Source organism: Psychrobacter sp. FME5, from assembly GCF_014861375.1.
Taxonomy (GTDB): domain Bacteria; phylum Pseudomonadota; class Gammaproteobacteria; order Pseudomonadales; family Moraxellaceae; genus Psychrobacter.
Genome location: NZ_RRYX01000099.1, coordinates 1 through 10909, shown reverse-complemented (window position 1 = coordinate 10909; position 10909 = coordinate 1). Strand labels below are relative to the sequence as shown.

Here is a 10909-nt window from a genome sequence, read left to right as displayed (position 1 = left end):
ACGTTACTTTAATCAAAACCTCTTATCAGGTGTCCTAAATTAGTTGACCACTACACCATAAAGTTTCCCTTTCAGGTAAGAACAACTCTCTTGTACCTTTATTTTCTGTTGGTAAGGCCAGATTAAACGCCAGATATGCAGCCGTTACCATGGGCTTGTCTTCAGCGTCATGTCTTCCAAACCTATTCACTGAGACCTCACTACGACTAGGGCGTATTTGACTGACCCCCATTCTTCTTAGACGTATATCGAGTGATCGACACCGATGAGCCAGATCTTTACGTTTAACGACTTTAGAGATAGCCTCAAGAGCCGCCCTAACATATCTATTACGCGGCGTATCAATGGTTAATTCATCGAAGCGGCAGGCAATCTTCCCCCGCTCAAGTAACCTGCCTCTTTCAGTACCTAGAAGGTCTATTCTGCCACGCACGCGACTGAGAACGGCATCACGAGACTGATAGCTATAACTTAGGTTGCGCTGAATACGATGTTCAACCCGTCGACAAAGCATCTCAGCGACTAAGTCTGGGATATCATCAGGATTGTCTTCAACGGCAATATTAGCAGCATCAAGCTCTCTATAGATATCGGACGCATATAGCATGAGCAGCCAAAGATTACGAACAGGTATCTTGCCTATATGTTTACTATCATCAAAGGATTCGCTAAGTAAATCTTCTTCAACAGACATATCCCTACAAGCCTTCAATTAAGCTTTTTTGGGCTTTTCGAGATTTATCAAGATCGTCGAACCAATACTCATCAAGTAAAGGGCCTATCTCTGTTTCTACCACTTCGCCGAACCACTCTTTCGCATTTGTGATATTCATCCCAACGGCTGGCGTGACATAACTATGACCTACTTGAAATTGAGCTCCAAGACTTGGATCTGTGGAGATCTCCTCATTTAAAGCGTTGAGGCGCTTCTCAATGTCATATAGAAACTCTAAATTAATACCATTTTTATCTTTTACCCAGTCACGCCAAGATTTACCAAGTGTCGGTTCAAGATCAATAAAGGCGAAACGGCGGCGCAGGGCAAGATCAACCAATGCAAGCGAACGGTCAGCTATATTCATTGTGCCGATGACATATAAGTTACTGGGGATATAAACACGCTCACCATCAAACCTTCTATAAGACAGCTCTAATGCTTCATCAGGCGTTCTTTTATCAGTTTCAAGTAACGTCAGCATCTCACCAAATACTTGAGCCGGATTACCTCGGTTAATCTCTTCGATGACGATGACGTATTTTGACTCAGGATCATCTATAGCAGTTTTAATCATTTCCATAAAAGGGCCATCTACCAATGTCAGCTTACCCTCGCCTGATGGACGCCACCCGCGTATAAAATCTTCATAAGATAAATTGGGATGAAACTGCACTGCTCGTATTTTACTATCGTCACGTTGACCGATTAAAGCAAAAGCCAGTCTTTTAGCAAGCCAAGTCTTACCAGTGCCTGGAGGGCCTTGTAGAATGATATTTTTCTTAGTGTTAAGGCGCTTAAGGGTTTTCTCAACCTTAATTTTATCTAAGAAACATCCATCATTAATAATATTATCTACTATATATGGCTTAAGAGTGACCTCATAACCTTGGCTGTCATTTGGGAGTGGCTCTTCAGTTATTAATCGATAAAAACCTCGACTGACGCGCTCAAGATCTTCGCTAGTTACGAGCTCTTGTAAATTCCGCCTAATAGACTCTTCAACAGTATTATTGTTTGGATAATAAGCCTCAAGGTCCGCGAGAAATCTATTTAAAAACTGCTGCAACGTAAAATCAAAAGCCGATGTCTCATAACAAAGCTGTTTAATTCTGGATAGCATATTATCACGCCAGCTTAGTTCTGACATTTCGTCAGAATTCTTTGGTTTATAATGATATGCAGCAAGCGAAAGCTCTGGAAACGAATGAACAGGATAAGCATCCTCTGAAAACCTTATCTCAAGATTTTCAACTAAACCTAAATAATCATTAGCATTACAACGTTCTTTTGGGCCATGTTTATTGATTTTAATTTTGAGTTTTTTACTGATATATTCTTGAGACTGTCCATCAAGTGTTAAAAAGCTCCATGGTCTAATCCAATATAGACCCATAGTAAGATTCCAGCCAACGCCATATATTTTCATTGCTTTGTCGTAAGCAGCAGCAAAATGAGTAGAAGCTTCATAACCCTCATCTTTGTCATCTAAATCAGTAAACGAGATGGCACTAGCAAAAACTTCCCATAAAATGTCTATATCATCTGGCTGGCGCTTATAACTGTAACCAAAAAACCATGTTCTTTGATTATTGACAATAGGGATGCCATCAAAAGAATCTGGTACCGGCTCAGATACACCTATTAGTTCTGCTATCTCTTTAGCAATGAGTTTTCGGTTATCATCGGTTATCCCACGATTAAAAATAGCCATTACTGTAAATGGGCATATATCTTTTAGCGGACCTCCTATAACACCCTCCTTATATTGATCATTAAGAATTGACATGACGTCACTTTTCTCAGAGATTTTATGAATGCCAGCGATAAGCTCATCACGACGGTAGCGAAATTCAAGAAGCTTAGATGCCACCTCTTCATAAAATTTCGTCCATCCAAAAGCTGATATTACTAAAGGATCATCGCCGAATCTTTCACGCCAATATGGATCATTGCGAAATCGATCAATATCCTGTTCTTTTCCGTGAAAGGCAAAATCTATCAAATTAGCCCTTGCCCATGTTTCGGGAATAATCTTCCAAACCGTATTCCGACTAGTGAAAAAATACCACTCTCTTACAGTGGTGTCTTCCTCCCAGTCTACTTTTAAGGTTCTTCCATTTCCTAAATTTTCTATGACTGTACCAATAGCCTTAATTGCCATGACAGAGACAGTATGTCCTCGACTATCAAAAGGCGCTCCCTTTTTTCGGGTATAAGTAGACTTTATAGCAATCTTTTCTCCAGCCTTAATAGACTTTATCGAGTCAACCGGTTTAGCTTTAGGATTGAACTCCCAAACACCTTCTTCAATAAATCGCTCAGTATGGTCTTTACCCTCATATGAAGAACCAACAAACCAATAAGACTTCGCATTGGTTAATTCAAAATTATTACTCATCTACCTACCCTTATTTAATACTGATTATATTTTTATAAAAACTTAAACTATTTGTATATTTTTTGATCAAAACTCTTAGATCAGTGGTAGATACTAACTGACATTAACAGTTAATATATTAAGCATAGACAGTGAACAACTGGCTATAGAAACTAAATCAAACCCTTAAAGGAGTAACAGCTGTGAAAATTTATATGAATAATGGCGGTCAAGGTGCTGGCTTGCCGAGCACGACAGGTAATCCTTCAGGTGGCGGTCGTGATAACAATCCACCAAAAGGCAAATAACTAACTCTTATTAATCCTTGATCTATCTTTCCACTTAAGCCATACGTTCATTACGTGTGGCTTGTTTTTTTAGGTAGTCTGGCCATTCAATACGGTCATTTTTTATATTTTCACTGACTTTTGACTCGTAGTGATCTGTTATGGATTCCCATAGATCATAATAATCATCATAGATGATACAGCTATCGCTATCAGACTGCGTACCTTTATCATATAATATTTGAAAAAAAGCATAGACTAACCAGATTAATCCAACAAAGTTATGATCAAATCCCTCTAAAGTCTCAATATCGGCATTTTTTATATACTTGGCCATATTATTTTGGCGAAGATGAAGGGCTTTACGAGACTCATCATCGTCTGTTCTATCCTCAATACCTAATAGCCAATATAAATCTATTAAAGTAATCCATTTACCTTCACTTGTCCGACGAATATAGTATTCACGCCTTCCTTCTGGGTCATTAATGGCAGGCCATTTGATCTCGTTGTTTATACCTCTTGTACTTTCGGGCATTTCCTGATACTGCTGAAAATATAGCCAAGTTTGCGACCATTGTAAAAAAGTTCGAGACGTACGAGTAAATAGACTACCTTTTTTTCCTAGCGAAATAAATTCATCCGTTTCTGCATCATACTGTAATTTATTTGGGTCTGGCTTTTTTTGAAACAGATGTCCTAGACTGAGAGGATTGACTGTTGATGAACATTCGTGATGGTGAAAGTAAGCGTCAAGATGCGCTACAAAACTCAGTAGTAAATGCATATAAAAATTTTCTGCGTTCATATCTACATGAAGTTCATCACTTTCATAATCAAACTCATAGTATAAATAGACTTTAAATTGATTTATAACTGACTCAGATAGCGTTTGACTAACACATGTATCAATAATCTTAGTATGTTCATACAACTTGCTATCCGGCGCTACACCCATAATCCGTATTAGCGCCTGATAAAGATTTGCTGACATTTCTCCTTTTCGAATATCTTGCGCATTAATATATATATCGAGCGACGCAAATATTGAATCGTTTAATGCTTTGGCTATTTGAAACGATCGTTTACGGTGATCTTTAGATAAACCCGTGGTCAGTTGCTTTAGTAACTTGTTAGGTTCAGCTCCCATCTGTATGATGAAATAATTCGGTAGCATGTTGAAAATATATCGTTGCCTTTCATCTTCTTCGGTATCGCAAAGATTCATATTTTTATCTGCCATAACTCATACCGCTCATCCTTTTTATTATCGCCAATATCTCTAAGCACCCAACTTCGTATCAAGCATTAATCTAATAAACTTCTTAAACTGATTAGGATTAGACAGTAAATGCATAGTCATACCCTCATAGGCCTCTTGGCTCTCAAACAGCGCGTCCATGGCGGCATCAGGATAACCACCCAGCATAATCTGATCCGTACTGTTATTACTAAACTGCTTCACCACGATCTCGTTTTCTGTGACCTTATCCCAAATGGTGTTTTGAAAATTAACCATATCGTTCTCGGTAAAGTCCTCGCCAGCAAACACCTCATTCAAGCGTTCAATAACCTGCGATAAAAATGCTTCTTTTATATCTTTAGGGCTTGCCGTACCAGCGCCGCTACCGCCATCTAGCTGATACTCAGACTTGCCCTCTTCTAGCTTCAAGTCTTGCTGGTGCAGGATTGAGACGCGGTAATGACTCATGACAATATTACTCAGATCAACCTCGTCTTCATCATCCAAGCTTTCACGCAGTAGCGGCTGTAGGTTACGCGCATATAGGCTCAGTTTTTCCAGCTCTTTATCGTCATAGTCCACAATTTGTGACATAAACTCATATTGGCGGGTGAATGTCCCTAAATCCTTTTTAAAGATCTCCAGCGCATCTTGATCGGCTTTAAAGCCTTTGTAGTCATTCTCGGCATTGGTCATCAGCACCACATCGCCCGTCGCTTTGGTGCGCTCTAGCATTACCTTAGCATGCTGTGCTTGCTCGCGCGCCAGCTTATAACGCTTCTGCCAACGCTCAACCGCAGGCTTGCAGATATTACTAATGGCGGCGTTAGACTTGTTCTTGCTATAGAACGCTTCAACAAACTGCTCGACCTCATTCCATAAGAATATACCGCTGGCACGTAGCTTCTCATAGAGATCATATACTTGATCAGGGTCAGACACATCCGCTAAGGTTGCGGTCTCATAATACGGCTGGAAGGCTTCAAGGATATCTTGTGGGTCATTAAAGAAATCTAGCACAAACGTGCCACTCTCTGCTTTGCCTTTATAGGTACGGTTAAGCCGTGAAAGGGTCTGTACGCAGTCTACACCTGTCAGTTTCTTATCGACGTACATAGCGCAGAGTTTAGGCTGGTCAAAGCCTGTCTGGAACTTATTAGCCACCAGCATCACTTGATAGTCATCACTGTCAAAAGCTTTACGTAGATCACGGCCTTTTAGCCCAATGTTCATATTGTGCTCAGTGAACTTCTCACCGAGAAGCGTACCATTGTCAGGATCATTGTCGTTGAAGGTAACCTCTCCTGAGAAGGCGACCATGGCATTGATACCGCGGTAACTGTTATCACTGATATATTTATCAAAGGCCAGCTTATAGCGTACCGCTTCTTTACGTGAGCCTGTCACCACCATGGCTTTGGCTTGTCCGCCAAGTAAACCTTTGATGTTGTCATTAAAGTGCTCAATAATGATTTTTACTTTCTGGGCGATATTGTGCTCGTGCAGTCGTACCCAGTTATTGAGCTTAATCTTGGCGCGGCGGGCATCGACTTCATCATCTTCGGCGGCAAGCTTTTGCTTAAGCTGATAGACCACTTTGTAGTTGGTGTAGTTTTTAAGCACATCTAGGATGAAACCTTCTTCAATGGCTTGGCGCATCGAATAGACATGATAAGCAGCAGGCAGGTTATCGCTGGCGGCGGGCAACTCAGGGTTAGGCAAGCGGCCAAACAGCTCGATGGTTTTAGGTTTAGGCGTGGCAGTAAAGGCGTAATAGCTTAGGTTAGGACTGCTGCGGCGCGCGGCAAGCGTGGCATCCAAGATGTCTTCGCTAGATAGCGGTGCGTCGCTATCAATATCACTACCTTGCTTACTCTCTATATCACCAGAGATGAGCACTTCTTTAAGCTGGCGAGCGGTTGACCCTGTCTGTGAGGAGTGTGCCTCATCGGCAATGATGGCATAACGGCGCGACTTTAGAACGCTTGAATCTTCAATCGCTTTGAGCACAAACGGAAAGGTTTGAATGGTCACGATGATAATCGGTTGCGTGTTTACCAGTGCTTCGGCAAGCTGTTCAGACTTGGAGCCATCACCTTCTTTTCTATTAATCTTACCGACCACACCATCGGCATGTTCAAACTGGTAAATAGTATCTTGCAGTTGGTCATCGAGTACGGTGCGGTCAGTGATGACGATAACGGAGTGAAACTGCTTATCACCGTCGCTATTGTATAGGGTAGATAGCTGATGCGCCGTCCAAGCAATAGAGTTTGACTTGCCTGAGCCAGCACTATGTTGAATCAAATACTTTTGCCCCGCGCCCTCATCAATGGCCGCATTAACCAGTTTGGTTACCACATCCCACTGATGGTAGCGCGGAAACATCATGGTTTCCTTTTTGGACTTGCGCCCAATAGCATCCTCTTCCTCTTCGATCTGCAAGTGCATAAAGTGGCCAAGGATTGTTAAGAGATTATCTGGTGTCAGCACTTCATTCCATAAATAGTCAGTAGCATAGCGGCTGCTATCGTTAGGTGTATCATTACCCGCGCCGCCGTCTTTAGTGCCTTTGTTAAATGGTAAGAAATAGGTACTGTCACCTGCCAGCCTTGTGGTCATATAGACTTCATATTGACTGACCGCAAAATGAACCAATGCGCCGCGCTTAAATGTCAGCAGCGGCTCAAGCTTTTTAGTATCAGGGTCTTTAGGCAGGCGGGTTTTCTTGTACTGAGTGATGGCATTTTGTACCGATTGCTTAAACTCAGACTTTAACTCCATCGTCGTCACCGGCAAGCCATTCACGAATAACACGACATCAATACGGTTACGCTTAGCAACCTTGCCGTCAGTGCTGTCTTTTAGGCTGGCATGTGGGCTATACACCACTTCAGGGACGACACGGCAGATATTGGCCTCATAGCGTGCCATGGTCTCAGGGTTGAGGTTATGCTCGGGTTTAAACTGGCACAAGCTAAAACGGGCGTTACGAATCTTCAGTCCATGACGTAAGACGCCAAGCGTGCCATAAGTGCGCGAGGCTTTATCAGTAGCGTGTTCATCAGCCTTATTGAGCTGCTTAACCAATGCAGCGATAAAGTGACGTTCAGGGTCGATAGGATAAGTGCGGCAGAACTTCTCCCATTCCTGTGGCTGGGTAGTTTGCACAAAATCCAGCACGTCTTGCTCATATAGCGCGGTCTCTGCTTGATAGCCGCTGGTATGACCCAACTGCCAGCCTTGCGCTTGCATTTGGCTGACGATATCGGCTTGAAAGACAGATTCGTAGGTGACGTTGTACGCGTTAGTCATGTTAAGTCCGTTTAGGTTTATTATTGTTTTTGCATCATTAAAATAATTAGATTGATGAAGCTATAAAGTGCGAATACTCTTTAGTAAATAAGTAACGTACGCAGTGATTGGATAGACGATTATAGGGCTATAAATGAGCGCCAAGAATAGCTGCTTATAGCGCTTTACGATTGGATAGGGACTTTAAATAGTAATATCGATTCCTCATAAAACAATCAATCACGTACACGATGAGATTTAACTTTCTAGTGACATTACTAAGGAAGCTATAACCTCATAATCCATCAAAAACAAAGCTTCATAAAGATCACAGCTCATAGGATCGTCATTCCCGCATGCTTTGTGAAACCATTTCATGGCTTGTTCGCGATCTTGATCAACGCCATCACCGCCCATATAAAGCATTCCCATGTTACGTTGGGAATACCTGTTATTTTGAATCGCTGATTTTTGGAGCAGCTCAAATGCTTTCTTGTAGTCTTGTGGCACGCCATGACCTTTTAAGTACCTCACCCCTAGATTATTTTGATTGGCAGACTTTTTTAATAAGTCGAGCGCTTTAATATTGGCTTGGTCGATTGCGGTCTCGTGGTCATAATAATAGTTAAGGTTATTTTGAATGGTCGCTTTTATTTGGACGGCAGTTTTTTGATACCACTTGTAAGCCTGATCATCGTCCTGCTCCGTACCTCGACCACGTTCGTACATAGCTCCCAAGAAGTATTGCGACATCATATCGCCTTGATTAGCAGCTTTTTTATACCATTTAAATGCTTTTGAGCTATTCTGCTCTCCTCCTAACCCTGAATCATAGAAAACACCTAGATTCCATTGTGCTACTGCATCCCCCTGGTCGGCAGCCTTATGAAACCATTGAGCGGCTTTGGCATAATCTTGAGGGACCTTTTCACCTGCGGCATACATCGCACCTATCTCATATTGAGTAGCGATAGAACCGTCATCTATCAATGTCTTGTTAGAAGTTGAGTTACTCGCCTGCGCTAATGGTGAAAGTCCAAGCACTAGGCATAAGAGTATACCCTTAGAAGTAAAGCTTCGTTTTGCGAGAAATAGTTTCATAGATTTATTCTTTTTTTAATATGCCTTACGGCTCCTCACATACCATCTTCAAACTCTTGCCAAATAACGTCTTATTCAGCTCTTGAGAGTCTTTAAAGACTTTTTCAGAGTCAGCATGATAAATCTGATCATTCACGCAGTTCCCAAAGCCAAAGGTCACCAAATCAATTTTGGCATACTTAGCAGGGTTACTGGCTTTTTCTTCCTGATAGCGCTTGGTAGCCAAATTGCGGTAATACTTACCACCATCATCCGTGATATCTGCTTGCTTTTGAATTTTCTCTGCCACAAACTGCTGCCATCTATTCTGCACGGCGGTTTCGTTCTGTAAGAAAGGTTCAAGATAAGTTTTACACATTTGCGGGCTTTGCTTGAGTGCCTCATTAGGATTCAGATAAGCCAAAATCGTTAATTTATTGGTTTTATACTCACTATCAATAGTCTTAACCAGCTGTTGTTGATAGCCTTTTGCTTCAGGTACAACGTCCAGTTGCTCGACATCACGCTTCACTTGCTTATATTCTTTGGTCAGCTTGTCTAGGTCTTTCATGGATAATTTGTCTAATGCCTCAATATCCATCGGTGAAAAAAAGCTTTCTAGATTTGAGCGCGTTAAACCCTCTAAGACAAAATGAGAGTTCTTGATTTGCTTGGCAGTGTATTTTTTATTGTCAAAATCACCTTTCATACTGCAATAATCACTTTCCCATTGATAGACTTCGGCTTGGGCGATAGTGGTCACTACCATTGAGGTCAGTAAGGCGGCGACGGTAATGGCTTTCATTCTATAAGTCCTTTTATTATTTTCTGTGTTTATCAAACGCAAAATGTAGTTACTCTCTATTTACGACTGCTCAGCAGCTTGCCAGCCCCGAACATCAATCTTACCCGTGACGGCGGCGGATATTAAGGCGGTGCGGCGTTCTTGCATAAGTTGGATGGCTTGTTCTGCACTTTCAGTTAAGGCATCAAAATGACTTTGCATTTTATCGAGATAATCAGCTATTTGGTTCTGTTCATTTAATGGTGGTAATAGAGTTTTTGCTTCTTTAATATTATCTTGTCCAATGTTAGGGTCTTTTCTTGTTCCTGCTGCACCAATCATCCAAAAAGGACGATAAAACTCATAGAAACGATGCAAGTAATCAGGTACAAAAGCCTCACTCGGCAATACACCGCAAACAGCCTGATTAATGGTAGATTCAAAATTTAATAATGAATGCTTTCCAATCGAACCTGCACCACCATACATAGCTATCAAAACGCTATTTTTAGGCAATAAAGAGCAAGCACTATCCCTAACTGCCTTTGGGGTAATCATAATTGGTGTTTCGTTTAGTTTGTCATTATTCAAGTCAGTAGTACGAATCCAAGGTATATCACCATCTTCATAATAATCCTCATATTTTGAAGTAGTTGGCGTACCTCCACTTGTAGTACTCGCTCTCCATTTGAGCTTACTAATGCCCCAATGCTCAGGCACTTCCCCCAACCATTCAACGCCCGAATCTTTCATCAAAGCATCAGGATTTAAGCCCTTAGTCACGGCATGAATTATGACGGCTTGGCGCTTTTCTTTTAATACTTAGATTAACACACCAAGTGCAACGCTAAATTATATTATAGAACACCTGATTGGGCGTTTTAAACCCTAAGCGTTTTCTTGGTCTGTTGTTTAGTTTATTCTCAATGTCCTGTATATCATTATCAGAGACTTGTCTAAAGTCACAACCCTTAGGCAAGAACTCTCTGATTAAGCCGTTAGTATTCTCGTTGGTTCCTCGCTGCCATGACGCATAAGCATCGGCAAAGAAGAAGGAAGTAAAGAGCTTTCGTTTCACCTTCTTATGCTGAGCAAACTCTTTACCATTGTCAGAGGTAATGGTCTT

8 protein-coding genes are annotated in these 10909 nt (G+C 41.5%); all 8 read right to left on the bottom strand.

Going from position 1 to position 10909, the window contains the following annotated elements; translation table 11 throughout:
- Nucleotides 1-34: 34 nt before the first annotated feature.
- Entirely contained in the window at nucleotides 35-694 is a 660-nt protein-coding gene (locus EI161_RS11440) for a 5-methylcytosine restriction system specificity protein McrC (RefSeq protein WP_225735359.1), read from the bottom strand.
- Nucleotides 695-698: 4 nt separating this feature from the next.
- A complete protein-coding gene (locus EI161_RS11435; RefSeq protein ID WP_192529592.1) occupies nucleotides 699-3116 on the bottom strand; it encodes an AAA family ATPase in 2418 nt (805 codons plus the stop codon).
- Nucleotides 3117-3437: 321 nt separating this feature from the next.
- Nucleotides 3438-4625, bottom strand: a complete 1188-nt coding sequence (locus EI161_RS11430; RefSeq protein WP_192529591.1) for a hypothetical protein — start codon at nucleotides 4623-4625, stop codon at nucleotides 3438-3440.
- 39 nt (nucleotides 4626-4664) lie between these two features.
- Nucleotides 4665-7940, bottom strand: coding sequence for a type I restriction endonuclease subunit R (locus EI161_RS11425; RefSeq protein ID WP_192529590.1), 3276 nt, complete (start codon nucleotides 7938-7940; stop codon nucleotides 4665-4667).
- Between the two features lie 237 nt (nucleotides 7941-8177).
- Nucleotides 8178-9020: a tetratricopeptide repeat protein gene (locus EI161_RS11420; RefSeq protein WP_192529589.1), complete on the bottom strand. Its 843-nt coding sequence runs from the start codon at nucleotides 9018-9020 to the stop codon at nucleotides 8178-8180.
- A 25-nt stretch (nucleotides 9021-9045) separates the two neighbouring features.
- Nucleotides 9046-9804, bottom strand: coding sequence for a hypothetical protein (locus EI161_RS11415; RefSeq protein ID WP_192529588.1), 759 nt, complete (start codon nucleotides 9802-9804; stop codon nucleotides 9046-9048).
- A 60-nt stretch (nucleotides 9805-9864) separates the two neighbouring features.
- A complete protein-coding gene (locus EI161_RS11410; RefSeq protein ID WP_192529587.1) occupies nucleotides 9865-10566 on the bottom strand; it encodes a restriction endonuclease subunit S in 702 nt (233 codons plus the stop codon).
- Between the two features lie 64 nt (nucleotides 10567-10630).
- The coding region (locus EI161_RS11405; protein ID WP_192529416.1) for an IS30 family transposase at nucleotides 10631-10909 on the bottom strand (279 nt) is incomplete at its 5' end.